Here is a 15995-nt window from a genome sequence, read left to right as displayed (position 1 = left end):
CCCCGGGTTATTGCCGGGGCCTGACTGCGGGAGAGGAGGGTTTAGCGATGTCGGTTAAAGAATCTGTTCAGTACGAAGGTCGGAATCAAAACGAGCACAAGCGCGAGGTTGATCCAGCGCAAGGCAAGCCACTGTGGCAGCGCATCGGCTGGCTGTTGATCATCTGGACCGGCAGCGTGCTGGCGCTGTTCGTGGTCGCCATGCTGCTGCGCATGTTCATGACAGCGGCAGGCATGAAGTCGCATTGAGTTATTCCCGCTCGATAAAAAACCCGCCTCGGCGGGTTTTTTTTGGCTGCACATCTGAAGTCAGGACGACGAGCGCGGTGAGCTATTTACGCGCCTTGAGGATCACGAACTTCGGCGTCGCCGCCACTTGCTCCACGCCCCGGAACAGTCGCGCCAGTTTGCTGTGATAGCCCAGATGCCGGTTGCCGACGATGTACAGCGCGCCGCCGGTGACCAGCGCCGAGCGCGCCTGCTGGAACATTCGCCAGGCGAGGAAGTCGCCGACCACTTGTTGCTGGTGAAACGGCGGATTACACAGGACGACGTCCAGCGAATCGGGTTCCTGCGACGCCAGCCCGTCACCTGCGTGAATCACCGCCGGCCGCTCGCCGAGGGCAAGTCTCCAGTTCTCCTGCGCCGACTGCACCGCCATGAACGACTCGTCCACCAGCGTGTAATGCGCGTCAGGGTTGTCCAGGGCACTGGCGATGGCGAGCACGCCATTGCCGCAGCCCAGATCCGCGACCCGCGCCGAGCCCAGGCCTTTGGGCAAGTACGGCAGGAAGGCCCGCGTGCCGATGTCCAGACCGTCACGGCAAAAAACGTTGGCGTGGTTGACCAGTTCGATCTTCGGCTCGTCCAGCGTGTAACGGGTGGGATAGGGCGAAGGCTGAACGGTTTTGACTTCAGGGGTGCAGAACAGCAGCCGCGCTTTTTTCACGGCGAGGGATGCTTGCACGGGGCCGATGTACTCTTCCATCAGCTCGCCAGCCGAGCGGGGCAGGTGCTTGATCATCCCGGCAGCGACGACTTTGGCGTTCGGGGCCAGTTGGTCCTGCAAACGAATCAGCTGTTCTTCCAGCAAGGCGAGTGTCTTCGGCACGCGAATCAGCACCCAGTCGAAGGGGCCGGTCAACGGCGCGCTGGCTGGGATCACCGGCACAGCGTCATAGGTCAGGCCGTTGCGCACCAGATTCTTTTCCAGAGCCTGGGCGCCGAGGTACGAATCCGTGCTGCTGACCACTGTGGCATGGGGCGCGAGACTGGCTGCGAGCGCGCCGAAACTGTCGTTGAGCACCAGCACCCGTGTTTGCAGCGTTACGCCCTGTTCAGCGACGTGGTTGAGCAGGTACTCGTCAGCGGCATCGAAGGCCTGCAAGGGCTCATCCGACTGTTCCGGCTGGCGGATCAGATCGAGCTGGGCAAGCGGGGTGGTAAGCAGGGGCATGGGCGGAGCGTTTCCAGTCGTTGATGGCGTGATCGGCGTGCTGGCGGGAGTTGCACCTGTGCCGGCATCACGAGGTTCGCGAAGCCGGCGATTTTACGTGTTTTTTGCCCACACGCACCGGGCTTTTCGTCCTGGCTTCGCCCCAGCGTCGCCTTATGCCTAGATCACCCCGTCTTTCGTTGCCTGAACCACTGCCGACATCTTGTTGCAGGCGCCGATCTTCTGAATGGCTTTGCCCACGTGAAAATTAACGGTGCGCGCTGTGACATCAAGGATCAACGCGACTTCTGCCGCCGTTTTGCCCGTAGCGCACCACTTCAATACCTCTACCTCCCTAATCGTCAGGCCCTTGTAGGTGAGCGTCTCCGCGCTCGTCGTGCAGCCGTCCCCCCTCTTGCCGATGTCCATCGCGTGCCTCCATGCTCAGTCTTGATCGTCCTGATCGAAGTCTAGGAAACAATCACGGCCTCAAAAGCGTCGCGCCTGGGGAACAAGCCGGAGTGGTGACTGATGAGCTACCAGCGGCATCTTTGAACGGCCATAAAATCAAAAGGTTAGGGCAGCGTTATGCGCCGTTGCGAGCCGCTTCGCGATTACACCGATAGCGAAATACTCTAAAAATCGCTCAGTCCGCTGCGGATATCACTACAAACCGACGGTGTTTATCGCGGCGGGTTTGCGGGACACTGATCACCCTTTTTTGCGAGACAGGAGCCAGGAGCGCCCCATGACTGCCAGTGCAGAGAAATTCACCCGGCAAACGCTGCTGGACGTTACGCCGCTGACTCCCAGTCTCTTTACCTTTCGCACCACCCGCGATCCCGGTTTCCGCTTCACGGCGGGACAATTCGCACGTCTGGGCGTCAACAAACCCGATGGCACGACGGTGTGGCGGGCGTACTCGGTGGTGTCCTCACCCTTCGATGAATTCCTCGAATTTTTCTCGATCGTGGTGCCCAACGGCGAATTCACCAGCGAGTTGAGCCGGCTTCGTCAGGGCGACACGCTGATGGTGGAAAAACAGGCGGTGGGTTACCTGACCCTGGATCGCTTCACCGATGGTCGCGACCTCTGGATGTTATCCACAGGCACTGGCGTGGCGCCGTTTCTGTCGATTCTGCAGGACTTTGAGGTCTGGGAAAAATTCGAGCGCATCATTCTGGTGTACAGCGCTCGCGAGTCCCGGGAGCTGGCCTACCAGCAGCTGATTGCCGAGCTGACCCAGCGCGAATACCTGGCTGAGTACGCTCACAAATTCACGTTTATCGCGACGGTAACGAGGGAGTCGCATCCGGGGGCGCTCAGCGGACGGATTACCACGCTGATCGAAAACGGTGAGTTGGAGAAGGCGGCCGGTGTGGAGCTGACACCCGAGCACTCACGGGTGATGATTTGCGGCAATCCGCAGATGATCGAAGACACTCGCGCGATACTGAAGACCCGCGACATGCGCCTGGCGCTGACGCGCAAGCCGGGACAGATTGCGGTGGAGAATTACTGGTAGGTTCATACAGCGTTGCAATCGCAAGACCCGCACAGAAGCGGGCTTGCTCGAGTAGATGGGGGTGCATCCGCTGAGTTTCCAGCGGCCGGTATGCCGTCTTCGCGAGCAAGCTCGCTCCCACACGTCCAGCAGCGAGCGGTGATTCCGAGCCATCCCCCGATCCTGTGGGAGCGAGCTTGCTCGCGAAGCTCGCGTTCAGTATGCAGAGCAAACAGCCGGATGCTCGCAGCCCTCAGCCCTTAAACGAACCGGTCGGGCGTCACTGGCAGTGGCGCAGCCGGTTTGCTGTTCTGCTCTTTCAGCAGATCGCGGATTTCGCCCAGCAGCAGTTCTTCTTTGGACGGCGTTGGCGGCAGGGTCGGGGCTTTGGCTTCTTCGCGTTTCAGGCGGTTGATTGCCTTGACGCCCATGAAGATGGCGAATGCCACGATGATAAAGTCGATCACGGTCTGAATGAACTTGCCGTAAGCCAGCACCACCGCTGGCGCGGCACCTTCCGCAGGTCGCAGCACGACCGACAGATCACTGAAGTCCACGCCGCCGATCAGCAACCCGAGGGGCGGCATGATTACATCGCCTACGAACGACGAAACGATCTTGCCGAATGCCGCGCCGATGATGATACCGACGGCCATGTCGACGACGTTTCCTTTTACGGCAAAGGCTTTGAACTCGCTTAGTACGCTCATGGGTGTATTCCTTTGTTACAGATGTGAGGGGTAAATGTAGTGTAAGTCAGCTAGTTGCATCCCGCTTAAACCATGCAATCGACCGGGTACGACCCGGTAAGTTTTATTTAATCCTCCAAAAGCATGCATGCCCGGTAGCGCTGCGCCCGACGGTTTGACGCATCGGGTATGATTGCCCCTTTTTACATCGGGGGTGTCATGGCCAAGGCCAAACGCATGTACGGCTGCACCGAGTGCGGTTCGACGTTTCCCAAATGGGCCGGCCAGTGCAGCGAATGCGGCGCATGGAACACCCTTGTTGAAACCGTAATCGACAACAGCACAGCGGCTGCGCCCAGCGGTCGTTCCGGCTGGACCGGCCAACAGGCACAGATCAAAACCCTGGCCGAAGTCAGTGTCGAAGAAATCCCGCGTTTTTCCACCAACTCCACTGAACTGGATCGCGTCCTTGGCGGCGGCCTGGTAGATGGCTCGGTCGTGCTGATCGGCGGTGACCCCGGCATTGGCAAGTCGACCATTCTGTTGCAGACCCTCTGCGCCATTGCCGAGCGCATGCCGGCGCTGTACGTCACCGGCGAAGAGTCGCAGCAGCAGGTCGCGATGCGTGCCCGCAGGCTTGGCCTGCCCCAGGACAAGCTGCGGGTCATGACCGAGACCTGCATCGAAACCATCATTGCCACGGCGCGCATCGAGCAGCCGAAGGTCATGGTGATCGATTCGATCCAGACCATCTTCACCGAACAGCTGCAATCTGCGCCCGGCGGCGTATCCCAGGTGCGCGAGAGCGCCGCGTTGCTGGTGCGATACGCCAAGCAGAGCGGTACCGCGATCTTCCTGGTCGGCCACGTGACCAAAGAAGGCGCGCTGGCCGGGCCTCGCGTCCTGGAGCACATGGTCGACACCGTGTTGTATTTCGAAGGTGAGTCCGATGGCCGCCTGCGCTTGCTGCGCGCCGTGAAGAACCGCTTTGGTGCCGTCAACGAACTGGGCGTTTTCGGCATGACCGACAAAGGTTTGAAAGAAGTCTCGAATCCCTCGGCGATCTTTCTCACCCGCGCGCAGGAAGAAGTCGCGGGCAGCGTGGTCATGGCCACGTGGGAAGGCACCCGGCCGATGCTGGTCGAAGTGCAGGCGCTGGTCGATGACAGCCACCTGTCCAACCCGCGTCGTGTGACGTTGGGGCTGGATCAAAACCGGCTCGCCATGTTGCTGGCCGTACTGCACCGCCACGGCGGCATTCCCACCCATGACCAGGATGTGTTTCTCAACGTCGTGGGCGGGGTGAAAGTGCTGGAAACCGCTTCCGACCTGGCCTTGATGGCCGCCGTGATGTCCAGCCTGCGTAACCGGGCGCTGCCGGGCGACTTGCTGGTGTTCGGTGAAGTGGGCTTGTCGGGAGAAGTGCGCCCCGTGCCCAGTGGGCAGGAGCGACTCAAAGAGGCGGCCAAGCACGGCTTCAAGCGCGCCATCGTGCCCAAGGGCAACGCCCCGAAAGAGTCGCCGCCCGGCCTGACGGTGATCGGCGTGACTCGCCTTGATCAAGCGCTGGACGCGTTGTTCGAATAAGGCGGCGCGCCCTATAGATGTATCAGCGCACCCAGCTCGCGCTCCAGTTCATCGTGATCGGCAATGTTGAGTTCGATCAGTCGGCGCAGGTGCGTCACTGAATCGAGCTCGATGTGCTTGCAGACAAATCCCAGGTGATTGTGATCATCGTGGGTCAGCTGCACCTCCATCACGACGTCTATACCGTCCTGCAACTCGATGTCGACCATGAAGCGCTGGTTGGCATCACCCTCCCAAGGCGAGGGTTTTTCGATCAGCAGCCCCTTGAGCGACAGGTCGATCAGCTGAACCGTCCAGGTCTGCTCGCCCTGGCTGAGTTTGGTTTTCGCGTCGAATGCAACGCGTTTGAAGCGACGACGTTCATTGTGATTCTCGGTCATTACGCTACTACTCCTTCTGCGCCTCAAGCGCCCACTGCGTTGACTATAGGACAAATATCGCGCTAGACCATCGTGGGGGTAGCCTTTCGCTCCGGCGGCGCTAAACTCCGCTTGCTGAATAAAAATAAGTCCACTCAGTTGGAATCAAAAAAAATGAAAAACAATAATGGTCTGCTGCGCCACGTGCCCTGGCTGATGGTTGCCATCCTTGGGGCCTGGGCGCTGGGAGTGGTTGCGTTGCGTCGCGGGGAGGCGATCAACGCACTCTGGATTGTGGTCGCCGCAGTGGCCATTTATCTGGTCGCTTATCGTTACTACAGCCTGTTCATCGCAACTAAGGTCATGCAACTCGACCCGACCCGGGCCACCCCCGCGGTGCTGAAAAATGACGGGCTCGACTACGTTCCCACCAATAAACACATCCTCTTCGGTCACCACTTCGCTGCCATTGCCGGCGCCGGCCCTCTTGTCGGTCCGGTGCTCGCCGCGCAGATGGGGTATCTGCCCGGTACGCTGTGGCTGATTGCCGGTGTCGTGCTGGCCGGTGCGGTTCAGGACTTCATGATCCTGTTCCTTTCCACGCGCCGTAACGGGCGCTCTCTGGGCGACATGGTCCGCGAAGAAATGGGCCGCATTCCCGGCACCATTGCGTTGTTCGGCTGCTTCCTGATCATGATCATCATCCTTGCGGTGCTGGCGCTGATCGTCGTCAAGGCACTGGCCGAGAGCCCATGGGGCATGTTCACGGTCATGGCAACGATTCCGATCGCGATGTTTATGGGCATCTACATGCGCTTCATACGTCCGGGCCGTATCGGCGAGATCTCGGTGGTGGGCGTCGTGCTGTTGCTGCTGTCGATCTGGGTTGGTGGTCTGGTGGCAGCGAGTCCTGAGTGGGCGCCGATGTTCACGTTCACTGGCGTTCAGATCACCTGGATGCTGGTCGGCTACGGCTTTGTCGCCGCCATGCTCCCGGTCTGGCTGGTACTGGCGCCTCGCGACTACCTGTCCACGTTCCTGAAAATCGGCACCATCATCGCCCTGGCGATCGGCATCCTGATTCTCGCGCCTGAGCTTAAAATGCCTGCGCTGACGCAGTTCACCGACGGCACCGGTCCGGTCTGGAAAGGCACCCTGTTTCCGTTCCTGTTCATCACCATCGCCTGTGGCGCGGTATCCGGTTTCCACGCGCTAATTTCTTCGGGCACCACGCCTAAGCTGCTGGATAACGAAGTCAACGCCCGTTACATCGGTTACGGCGGCATGCTGATGGAGTCGTTCGTGGCGATCATGGCGATGGTCGCGGCTTCGGTCATCGAGCCAGGCGTGTACTTCGCGATGAACAGCCCGGCGGCTATCGTCGGCTCCGACGTCAATTCGGTCGCGCAGATGGTCAGCAGTTGGGGCTTCCTCATCACGCCGGATCAATTGACCGCGGTGGCGAAGGACATCGGCGAAAACACTGTGCTGGCACGTGCCGGTGGTGCACCGACCCTGGCCGTCGGGATCGCTCAGATCCTGCACCAGGCGTTCCCGGGTCAGAACACCATGGCGTTCTGGTACCACTTCGCGATTCTGTTTGAAGCGCTGTTCATCCTGACCGCAGTCGATGCCGGTACCCGTGCCGGCCGCTTCATGCTGCAGGATTTGCTGGGCAGTTTTGTCCCAGCACTGAAACGCACCGAGTCCTGGACCGCCAACGCCATCGGCACCGGTGGTTGTGTCGCGCTGTGGGGGTATCTGCTGTATCAGGGCGTGATCGATCCGCTGGGCGGGATCAACACGTTGTGGCCATTGTTCGGTATCTCCAACCAGATGCTGGCGGGTATTGCGCTGATGCTGGCGACGGTCGTGCTGATCAAAATGAAGCGCCAACAGTACGTGTGGGTCACTATTCTGCCGGCTTCGTGGCTACTGATCTGCACCGTGACCGCAGGCTTCATCAAGCTCTTCGACCCGAGCCCTGCGGTGGGCTTCCTGGCGCTGGCGAAGAAATACAGCGCAGCGGCAGATGCCGGTCAGGTGCTGGCCCCTGCCAAGACCATGGACCAGATGCAGCATGTGATCTTCAACGCCTACACCAACGCCACCCTGACCACGCTGTTCCTGTTCGTGGTCCTGAGCATTCTGTTCTATGCACTGAAAGTGGGGCGTGCGGCGTGGATCAAGAAGGAGCGTACCGACAAGGAATCGCCATTCCAGGCGTTCCCGGAAACCCATTGAGTGCGCTGTAACGCGAGGAGCTGCCTATGTTCAACGATCTGAGTCGCCTGGGTAAGTATCTCGGTCAGGCCGCCCGCCTCATGGTGGGCATGCCGGATTACGACAACTACGTTGAGCATATGCAGAAGACTCACCCGGACAAGCCGGTGATGTCCTACGAAGCGTTCTTCCGGGAACGCCAGGACGCCCGTTACGGCGGGAAGGGCGGGCCCAAGTGTTGCTAATGAAGTGACCCCTGGTCATGCAGGAGTGAGCTTGCTCGCGATGCGTTAATTCAGTCGCCGCTGTACTGACTGACATTTCGAATCGCCAGCAATCTCACTCCTGTTTTTTTTCAGCGAATCGAGGTCTTTTTTTTGTTCACACCTATCCCCGTCACGATCCTCAGCGGCTTTCTCGGCGCCGGCAAAACCACCTTGCTGCGCCATCTGCTCAAGGAGGAGCACGGCCTGAAGATCGCCGTGATCGAGAACGAATTCAGTGATGCCGGCGTCGACACCCAATTACTGGGCGATGAGCCCGTGCAGGTCATGACGCTGTCCAACGGTTGCGTCTGCTGCACCATTCACACCGACCTGACCAAAGCGCTATTCCTTTTGCTGGAGCGGCTCGACAGCGGCGAAATAGCTTTCGATCGGCTGGTCATTGAGTGCACCGGTCTGGCAGACCCCGCACCGGTGGCGCAAACCTTCTTCATCGACGAGGAGCTGCGTGAGCGCTACATCCTCGACGGCATCATTACGCTGGTCGACGCCGCCCATGCCGACACGCACCTGGAGCAGACCATTGCCCAGGCGCAGATCGGCTTCGCGGATCGTCTGCTGGTGAGCAAGACCGATCTGGTGGACGAAGCAGCTTTCAATGCATTGAGCGAGCGCTTGACCCGCATCAACCGACGTGCGCCGATCCGTGTGGTCGAGCACGGCAAGATCGATCTGGCCGAACTGCTGGACGTGCGCGGCTTCAACCTCAACGCTGACATCGGCGGGATGACCTTGCGACCGGCAGCCCCTGCAGGCCGCTCCATCGACCGGATCAGCAGCCTGGTCCTGCGCAGTGACCAGCCGCTGGATATCGACAGGCTCAGCACCTTCATGAACGAGTTGCTGGAAGAGTACGGCAAACAACTGCTGCGCTACAAAGGCGTGCTGAACATCGCCGGTGAGGATCGCAAACTGGTGTTTCAGGGGGTGCTGAAGCTCTACGGATTTGATTTCGACGTAGAGTGGGCAGAAGGCGAAAAGCGCGAAAGCGTGATCGTGTTCATTGCCGATGAACTGCCGGAAGAGAAGATCCGGGCGGGTTTTTCCACATTGTTTGAGTGAGATAGAAATTGAGCCATCCAAAAGTGTGGGTGGCGCCAGCAGATCATAGGTCATAGCCGCACCCATACATCCGTCAGTGCATAATCGATATTTGGATAAAGTGAGCCAGTTCGACTAGAAGTACGGGTGAAGGCAATAAAATTGCTTGCGATCCTGCCAACACCCGTCCATTAACAAAGGCTGTAATTATATAAATGGGACATGCCTCTGGCGGGGTTAGAGTGGTTAGGCATTATTAGGCCTTCCCCGCACCCCACACATCCGACGGCTCATAATCAACACCGTATTTGATATCAGCTAACCACCAATGCGGATCTTGATTTCCAGTTTCAATATAAGACCACCACAGATTCGGTTCACTTGAATCAGGTATCTTTTTAGCGTACAAGCCGATATTTGTCCAAGTTGAACCCTTTAAGACCTGCATAAGAAGTTCGGATTTATTGTAATCAAATTCTGTTGTCGGGGTCCACTCCCCGCCTATCTCCCGCTGTACCAGCCGCCAGAGATGGGGTCGGTCATAGTTTTTATTTGCATATATATAGCCTGGATTCGTCCTGGCAAGTATCATTCCTTTCTGGCTACCGCTGCGAATCCAAATTCTATAGCCCCCGTTTTTAGAATCGTAGCGAAAGTACAGCGTGACTGCGTCGCGCGCCTTCGTATTAATGCAAAGGAACTGATGGTCAACATTTTGCAGTGTAGGGTTGCTGTTGGTACTCCAGAGAGTTCCACCGTCCCGATCTGACTTATCAATATAAGAAAAGTCGGTGCTGATGAGATCGCTTCTTCCGGCTTTGTCTCGATTGATGTCGTATTTCAAGGTGGCAGTAAACGATTTTTCGATGTCTGTACTCATGATAAATCTTCCTTGACGCCGATTGTTTGGAGCGTTCAGTTTGTCAGGACAGTTACATGGGCGTCTGCTGTCACGTTTGACAGTTGGCAAGAGTCTTTAGGAATAAAAAGCACGCCATTTATAGCGAGGCAAGCTTATAAATCGGTGTAAGAATATGCAAAAACTGTCAGGTGATAACTCACTCCCTAACCTTAAGGTTATAAATTCAATCTATGCGTCGGGCGGCTCACAAAAAAAAGCCCGGCTAACAAACCGGGCTTTTTCACATCAAACAACCGCTATCAAGCGCCGTAAACCGGCAGCTTGGCGCAGATGGCCTGGACCTTCTCGCGAACGGCGTTGATCACCGCTTCGTTGTTCAGGTCGGCCAGGATGTCGCAGATCCAGCCGGCCAGCTCTTTGCACTCTGCTTCCTTGAAGCCGCGAGTGGTCACGGCCGGGGTGCCGAAGCGCAGGCCGGAGGTGACGAACGGGGAGCGTGGATCGTTTGGCACCGAGTTCTTGTTCACGGTGATGAACGCTTTGCCCAATGCGGCGTCGGCGTCTTTACCGGAGATGTCCTGCTTGATCAGCGACAGCAGGAACAGGTGGTTTTCAGTACCGCCGGACACCACGTCGAAACCACGCTCGATGAACACGCCGGCCATGGCCTTGGCGTTTTTCACCACTTGTTCCTGGTAGGTCTTGAACTCAGGCTGCAGCGCTTCTTTGAAGCAGATCGCCTTGGCCGCGATGACGTGCTCCAGAGGACCGCCCTGGCCACCCGGGAAAACAGCGGAGTTCAGCTTCTTCTCGATCTCGGCATTAGCGCGCGCCAGGATCAGGCCGCCACGAGGGCCGCGCAGGGTTTTGTGGGTGGTGGTGGTGACGACGTCAGCGAAGGGGACAGGGTTCGGATAAACGCCTGCAGCGACCAGACCGGCTACGTGCGCCATGTCGACGAACAGGTAAGCGCCGACTTTGTCAGCGATGGCGCGGAAGCGCGGGAAGTCGAGGATCTGCGAATAGGCCGAGAAACCGGCAATGATCATCTTCGGTTTGTGCTCGACCGCCAGACGCTCGACTTCGTCGTAGTCGATCAGGCCGTTGCCGTCGATGCCGTACTGAATGGCGTTGTACAGCTTGCCCGAGGAAGAAACGCTGGCGCCGTGGGTCAGGTGACCGCCGTGGGCCAGGCTCATGCCCAGGATGGTGTCGCCAGCATTGAGCAGCGCCAGGTACACCGCGCTATTAGCTTGGGAACCCGCGTGTGGCTGGACGTTGGCGTAATCGGCGCCGAACAGTTCCTTGGCGCGGTCAATGGCCAGTTGCTCGACGATGTCGACGTATTCGCAGCCGCCGTAGTAACGCTTGCCGGGGTAGCCTTCAGCGTACTTGTTGGTGAGGACCGAGCCCTGGGCTTCCATGACGGCCGGGCTGGTGTAGTTCTCCGAGGCGATCAGCTCGATGTGATCTTCCTGACGCTTGGCTTCCTGTTCCATGGCGGCGTACAGGTCGGAGTCGTACTTGGCGATGGTCAAATTGCGGCTGAACATGGCGGTCCTCGAGGATCGGGCAGTAGAAAAGGGGGGCATTCTAACCCATCGGGTTTTATCTGGCATATGAAAGCGGGTCATGTGCGTGATGAGCGCGATGCAAGGCTAAAGCCTGGCTGCAAGCCGCGAGCCGCAAGCTGCAAGCCTCAAGCCTCAAGCCTCAAGCTGAATGCGGTGCGCTGCGGCTTTGCTTGTAGCTTGCCGCTTGTAGCTTGCCGCTGCTAATCAAGCATGAACAGCGCATCGTTGCTGAACTGCGCCTCGAATCGCGTCGCCGGCATGGGACGCCCGAACAGATAGCCCTGCACTTCGTCGCAGCCGTGTTCGCGCAAAAACTCCAGCTGCTCGTGGGTTTCCACGCCTTCGGCGATCACTGACAGATTGAGGCTGTGAGCCATGGCGATGATCGCCCGGGCGATTTGCGCGTCCTGTTCGCCGGACGGCAGGCCATCAACGAAGGTGCGGTCGATCTTCAGCACGTCGATGGGGAACTGCTTGAGGTAATTCAGCGACGAGTAGCCGGTGCCGAAGTCATCGACCGCAATGCTCAGGCCCAGTCGCTTGAGCCCGGCCAGAATTTGCATGGCTTCGCTCACCTCACGCATCAGGATGCTTTCGGTCAGTTCCAGCTCGAGGCAGGCGGGCGGCAGACCGATTTCCTGAAGGATGCCGGCAATGCGCGTGCCCAGCTGACCGTCCGAAAACTGCCGTGCGGAAATGTTCACCGACACCTTGGGCACGCGAACCCGCGCCAGGTGCCACTCGCGCAACTGGCGGCAGGCCTCCTTGAGCACCCACTCGCCGACTTCGACCACCAGCCCGAGCTCTTCGAGCACCGGGATGAATTCCACTGGCGGTACCAAACCGCGGCGCGGGTGACGCCAGCGCAGCAGCGCTTCGGCGCCGGTCAGACGCTTGCCGTCGCCACTGAACTGCGGCTGGTAATACAGCGTGAACTCGCCCTGCTCCAGGGCATGGCGCAGGTCGCTCTCCAGCTCCAGACGCTCAAGGGCACTGGCGTTCATGTCGGCTTGGTAAAACTGAAAGTTGTTCTTGCCGCGTTCCTTGGCGTGGTACATCGCCGTGTCGGCGTTCTTCATCAGCTGACTCAGTTCGTTACCGTCCTGAGGGCTGAGCGCGACGCCGATACTGGCCGTGACGAAAAACTCGCGCCCTTCCAGCACGAAGGGTTTCACCAGACTGGCAAGAATCTGTTCGGCCACATGAATCGCACGGTTCAGCGCCGCCTGTTGAGTGGGGCGAGGTTGCAGCAGCAGCGTGAACTCATCGCCGCCCATGCGTGCTACGGTGTCGTCCTCGTCGACGCATCCGAGCAGGCGCAAAGCCATTTCCTTGAGCATCCGGTCGCCGGCAGCATGGCCCAACGAATCGTTGATCGGCTTGAAGCGATCGAGGTCGAGGAACATCAACACCACCCACGTTTGCTGACGTTCGGCGTGCAGCAACGCGCTGTGCAGGCGATCCTGAAACAGCGTGCGGTTGGGCAGATGGGTCAGTGCGTCGTAATAAGCCAGCCGATGAATACGCTGCTCGCTGGCCTTGCGCTCGCTGATGTCGCTGAAGAAGCACACGTAGCTGGCCAGATCGCCTTCATCGTCGAGCACCGCAGTAATTCCGACCCACGCCGGGTAGTGCTCGCCGTCGCGCCGTTTGAGCCACAGCTCACCCTCCCAGCTACCGCGCTGGCTCAGCTGTTTGAGGATGTAGCCCAAGTGCGCTGCGTGCTGGTTCTCGACGGTCAGCATCATCGGCATCTGATCCAGCACTTGCGACACGGCGTAGCCACTGACCCGGGTGAAGGCGTCGTTGGCCTGCACGATGTAGCCCGCAGGGTCGGTGATCAGAATCGCCGAGGTCGAGTGCTCGAATACCGTGGCTGCCATCCGCAGGTCTTTTTCAGCGCGCCGCTGCTGACTGACATCACGTCCCACACCGAGAACGCCTTCGAAGGTCCCGGATTCATCCCACACCAGAACCAGACGCAGTTCCACGGGAATCTTGCGACCATCAGCGCGCATGCAATCGAACAGGAACAACTGAGTGGTGACCTCGCTGCGCAGGTCTGCCAGGGTTTCGGGCTTTTTCAACGCCTTACTGATCCGCTGCAGCAGCCCGTTGAAGCCGCTGAGCTGCTGAGGGTTGGCGATGATCGCTTTCCAGCCGTTTTGCAGAATCCACTCGGCGGTGTAACCCAGCACGGTGTGGACAGAAGGGCTGATGTAGTTGGCCCGCAATAATGGGTCGGTGGAGAAGATGACGTCGCTGATGCTCTCCGCCAGCATGCGGTAACGCTGTTCGCTCTCGCGCAGGGATTGACTGGCTTCCACTTGCTCGGTGATGTCTTTGGCGACGCCCACAATGCGCCGCACCTGACCGTCGTCATCCGCCGCCAGCGCCTGTTCGCGGATGTCGAGCAAGCGCCAGCCGTCATGCCGGTCACGAAAGCGCAGCTGACGATGAATCGTCTCGCCGCTGCAAGGCTCGCCATGGGTCCGGCGTAACTGCTCGTACGCGCTGAGATCATCCGGGTGCAGCAAGAGCTCCCAGAAGTATTCGCCCATCTCCTCCAGCTCGGGCCGGCTGTAACCCAGCGTCTGGCCCAAGTGGTGGTTGCTGTAGATCATTCTGCGCGTGACTACATCCTGTACGTACAAATGGTCGGGAACGGTTCGCACCACATCCGACCAGAACCGCTCCCGCTCCTGCAGCGACAGCTCGGCCTGCTTGCGGTTAGTAACATCACTGATGCTGAGGATGACGGCGTTAAAGTCTTCGGCCTGCTCGGGCAAACGCATGACCAGCCAGAGATGCTGGTCACCGCCCTGAGCGCCGGGTAGCAGAATTTCCAGCTCCAGTTGACGCTGCCCGTCGAGGACGGCTTGAAGGATCTGCAGACCGATGCCGTTTTTGAGGCGGGGGCAACCTTCGATGAGCTGTTGCCAGACATGCTGTGCCGATTCTGCGCGCAGCACTTGAGCGGCGACCTGATTGACTTCGGTGATGCGCAACTGCTGAAGCAGGTCGCTGATTTGCTCAGGCTGGCGGGTCAGGCGCGCGTTCAGGTCTTCGCCGCTGTTCACGTGCAGGTGCTTCAGACAGGCCGGCAGACCTGAGAGGTCCAGCACACAGAGCGCGACGCCAGAGCCTTCAAAAATGTCTTTGTAGCGGCGACGGCTTTGATGCAACTGGAGTTGGCGGCGGCGCAGGCTGCGCAACGCGAACAACGGGATGATTGAACAGAGCAGGGCGAGCAGGCATTTGCCGATCAGCGGGAGCAGAAGGGTCTGGCGAGCTTTCTGCGGGTCGAACAGGCCACGCAGTTGCCAGTCGCTGTGGGTCAGCGGCTGCACAAGGACGGTCTGCAGCTCACTGTCAGCGGACTCATCGGCGTCAGGCAGGCTTTTGTAAAGGGGGCGGTGACTGCTGATATCTTCCAGCCGCCAAGCGGGCTGGAAATCCAGGTCGCTTTGGTGGGACAGGGATTTCAGCATGTCGGGCTTGAGCCGTAGCGCCCAGTAGCGCTCATTGCCGGTGCCGGTGCCCGGCTGACGGATGAACAGGTAGAGCGTCGAGGCGCTCGAGTCGTTGGCATAAAAGTATGGGTGACCCTGGACGACCGAATGCATCTGGGTCAAAAAGCCGACGTCACGGGTATCGCCGTCGCTGTCAACCGTGACATTCCCGTCGCTGTCGAGCCAGACCAGGCTTTTCAGCGCCGGCATGGACTGACGCAGACTGGCCAGCACTGACACTGATTCGTCTGCAGATTGCGAAGCGTCGTGCGCCTCGTCGAGCACGTTCAGTGCCACCTGCGCGTTGAGGGCCATGTTCAGCCCCAACCGGTCGGCGAGCTGCACGCTGTAATCGATGCTGCGCTTGTGCTGACGCTCCTGAGACTGCTGGAACTGCTCGATCATCTGCCATAACAACAGCATCAACATCATCAGGACCAGGACCGCGAGCGCACCTCTGAGTACGCCTCTGAAAGGCACATTCGTTGCGCTATCGGATGGGCGCAGGGGTGAGATGGGTGTCGGTTTGAACAAACTGTGATCCTGACTACTGGACTGAATCAGCATGTGCGATACGCACTATAAGCCCGGTGCGCAAAAGGCGGCTAGCATGCCACCGAGCTGTGGCAAAGTGCCAGCGCTATTGGGCCGGACGGTTTGCCCTGCTGCGTGCATTCGGGTAGCTTTGCGCCACGCGCGACGCGCCGGTTTCTGCACGGTGTGCTTGCATGCTTCAGAAGACTGCAAGCATTGCTCCAGCTTCAATACCGGTGCTCGGAAGTTTGTCCCCGCCGCGCCGCTTCGGCCTGATCAATTCAAGGCCCGGAATCGCGCTACGGCAAGCTGCGGCGCGAAGATAAACGCATTTTTTGCGACGCAGCACCAAGCTCGCTCCTTTATTCACCGTCTCATTCCAGGTTTTCATT

At 59.2% G+C, this 15995-nt stretch carries 14 protein-coding genes; 6 read left to right on the top strand and 8 right to left on the bottom strand.

Annotated features, from left to right (window positions below; genetic code table 11):
- Positions 1-47 precede the first annotated feature (47 nt).
- Positions 48-248, top strand: a complete 201-nt coding sequence (locus tag M1E04_RS20635; RefSeq protein ID WP_065987548.1) for a DUF2474 domain-containing protein — start codon at positions 48-50, stop codon at positions 246-248.
- An 82-nt stretch (positions 249-330) separates the two neighbouring features.
- Here the strand turns inward: M1E04_RS20635 and M1E04_RS20630 are convergent, their stop codons facing one another.
- Together M1E04_RS20630 and M1E04_RS20625 are read right to left on the bottom strand one after the other, a co-directional pair.
- Positions 331-1455, bottom strand: a complete 1125-nt coding sequence (locus M1E04_RS20630) for a methyltransferase (protein WP_410930592.1) — start codon at positions 1453-1455, stop codon at positions 331-333.
- Positions 1456-1614: 159 nt separating this feature from the next.
- Entirely contained in the window at positions 1615-1863 is a 249-nt protein-coding gene (locus M1E04_RS20625) for a helix-turn-helix transcriptional regulator (RefSeq protein ID WP_065987546.1), read from the bottom strand.
- A gap of 319 nt (positions 1864-2182) precedes the next feature.
- Here M1E04_RS20625 and M1E04_RS20620 point away from each other — a divergent pair, with 319 nt between their 5' ends.
- Positions 2183-2959: a ferredoxin--NADP reductase gene (locus tag M1E04_RS20620; protein ID WP_456291957.1), complete on the top strand. Its 777-nt coding sequence runs from the start codon at positions 2183-2185 to the stop codon at positions 2957-2959.
- 239 nt (positions 2960-3198) lie between these two features.
- On the opposite strand, the gene mscL is transcribed toward M1E04_RS20620, so the two are convergent.
- The gene (mscL, locus tag M1E04_RS20615) at positions 3199-3648 is read right to left on the bottom strand and encodes a large-conductance mechanosensitive channel protein MscL (protein ID WP_065987544.1); all 450 of its coding nucleotides are present in this window, start codon (positions 3646-3648) and stop codon (positions 3199-3201) included.
- Positions 3649-3846: 198 nt separating this feature from the next.
- On the opposite strand from mscL, the gene radA reads away from it, so the two are divergent.
- Positions 3847-5214 (top strand): DNA repair protein RadA, encoded by a 1368-nt coding sequence (radA, locus tag M1E04_RS20610; RefSeq protein WP_074888638.1) that lies wholly within the window; start codon positions 3847-3849, stop codon positions 5212-5214.
- 11 nt (positions 5215-5225) lie between these two features.
- On the opposite strand, the gene M1E04_RS20605 is transcribed toward radA, so the two are convergent.
- Entirely contained in the window at positions 5226-5594 is a 369-nt protein-coding gene (locus M1E04_RS20605) for a PilZ domain-containing protein (protein ID WP_192132887.1), read from the bottom strand.
- 153 nt (positions 5595-5747) lie between these two features.
- Here M1E04_RS20605 and M1E04_RS20600 point away from each other — a divergent pair, with 153 nt between their 5' ends.
- The 3 genes from M1E04_RS20600 to yjiA all read left to right on the top strand — a co-directional run bounded on the left by M1E04_RS20600 (position 5748) and on the right by yjiA (position 9142).
- Positions 5748-7817: a carbon starvation CstA family protein gene (locus M1E04_RS20600; RefSeq protein WP_192132885.1), complete on the top strand. Its 2070-nt coding sequence runs from the start codon at positions 5748-5750 to the stop codon at positions 7815-7817.
- A gap of 26 nt (positions 7818-7843) precedes the next feature.
- Positions 7844-8041 carry a YbdD/YjiX family protein gene (locus tag M1E04_RS20595; protein ID WP_065987541.1) on the top strand — a complete coding sequence of 66 codons (198 nt, stop codon included), beginning with the start codon at positions 7844-7846 and terminating at the stop codon, positions 8039-8041.
- 132 nt (positions 8042-8173) lie between these two features.
- Positions 8174-9142, top strand: a complete 969-nt coding sequence (gene yjiA / locus M1E04_RS20590; protein ID WP_456291956.1) for a GTPase — start codon at positions 8174-8176, stop codon at positions 9140-9142.
- Positions 9143-9377: 235 nt separating this feature from the next.
- Here the strand turns inward: yjiA and M1E04_RS20585 are convergent, their stop codons facing one another.
- From M1E04_RS20585 to M1E04_RS20570, 4 genes are all read right to left on the bottom strand, one after another.
- Positions 9378-10001, bottom strand: coding sequence for a hypothetical protein (locus tag M1E04_RS20585; RefSeq protein WP_456291955.1), 624 nt, complete (start codon positions 9999-10001; stop codon positions 9378-9380).
- Between the two features lie 281 nt (positions 10002-10282).
- A complete protein-coding gene (gene glyA / locus M1E04_RS20580) occupies positions 10283-11536 on the bottom strand; it encodes a serine hydroxymethyltransferase (protein WP_456291954.1) in 1254 nt (417 codons plus the stop codon).
- A gap of 221 nt (positions 11537-11757) precedes the next feature.
- Positions 11758-15585: a sensor domain-containing protein gene (locus M1E04_RS20575; RefSeq protein WP_456293220.1), complete on the bottom strand. Its 3828-nt coding sequence runs from the start codon at positions 15583-15585 to the stop codon at positions 11758-11760.
- A gap of 217 nt (positions 15586-15802) precedes the next feature.
- Positions 15803-15994: a hypothetical protein gene (locus tag M1E04_RS20570; protein WP_192132875.1), complete on the bottom strand. Its 192-nt coding sequence runs from the start codon at positions 15992-15994 to the stop codon at positions 15803-15805.
- Position 15995 lies beyond the last annotated feature (1 nt).

This window comes from Pseudomonas sp. AK106, assembly GCF_053903055.1.
The sequence above is the reverse complement of the archived record's forward strand: the minus strand, read 5'-3'. Positions and strand labels throughout refer to the sequence as shown.

Excerpts from the sequence above, each read along its gene's own strand:
- M1E04_RS20635 (WP_065987548.1), top strand. The coding sequence starts at position 48 with ATGTCGGTTAAAGAATCTGTTCAGTACGAAGGTCGGAATCAAAACGAG.
- M1E04_RS20630 (WP_410930592.1), bottom strand. The coding sequence starts at position 1,455 with ATGCCCCTGCTTACCACCCCGCTTGCCCAGCTCGATCTGATCCGCCAG.
- M1E04_RS20625 (WP_065987546.1), bottom strand. The coding sequence starts at position 1,863 with ATGGACATCGGCAAGAGGGGGGACGGCTGCACGACGAGCGCGGAGACG.
- M1E04_RS20620 (WP_456291957.1), top strand. The coding sequence starts at position 2,183 with ATGACTGCCAGTGCAGAGAAATTCACCCGGCAAACGCTGCTGGACGTT.
- mscL (WP_065987544.1), bottom strand. The coding sequence starts at position 3,648 with ATGAGCGTACTAAGCGAGTTCAAAGCCTTTGCCGTAAAAGGAAACGTC.
- radA (WP_074888638.1), top strand. The coding sequence starts at position 3,847 with ATGGCCAAGGCCAAACGCATGTACGGCTGCACCGAGTGCGGTTCGACG.
- M1E04_RS20605 (WP_192132887.1), bottom strand. The coding sequence starts at position 5,594 with ATGACCGAGAATCACAATGAACGTCGTCGCTTCAAACGCGTTGCATTC.
- M1E04_RS20600 (WP_192132885.1), top strand. The coding sequence starts at position 5,748 with ATGAAAAACAATAATGGTCTGCTGCGCCACGTGCCCTGGCTGATGGTT.
- M1E04_RS20595 (WP_065987541.1), top strand. The coding sequence starts at position 7,844 with ATGTTCAACGATCTGAGTCGCCTGGGTAAGTATCTCGGTCAGGCCGCC.
- M1E04_RS20585 (WP_456291955.1), bottom strand. The coding sequence starts at position 10,001 with ATGAGTACAGACATCGAAAAATCGTTTACTGCCACCTTGAAATACGAC.
- glyA (WP_456291954.1), bottom strand. The coding sequence starts at position 11,536 with ATGTTCAGCCGCAATTTGACCATCGCCAAGTACGACTCCGACCTGTAC.
- M1E04_RS20570 (WP_192132875.1), bottom strand. The coding sequence starts at position 15,994 with ATGAAAACCTGGAATGAGACGGTGAATAAAGGAGCGAGCTTGGTGCTG.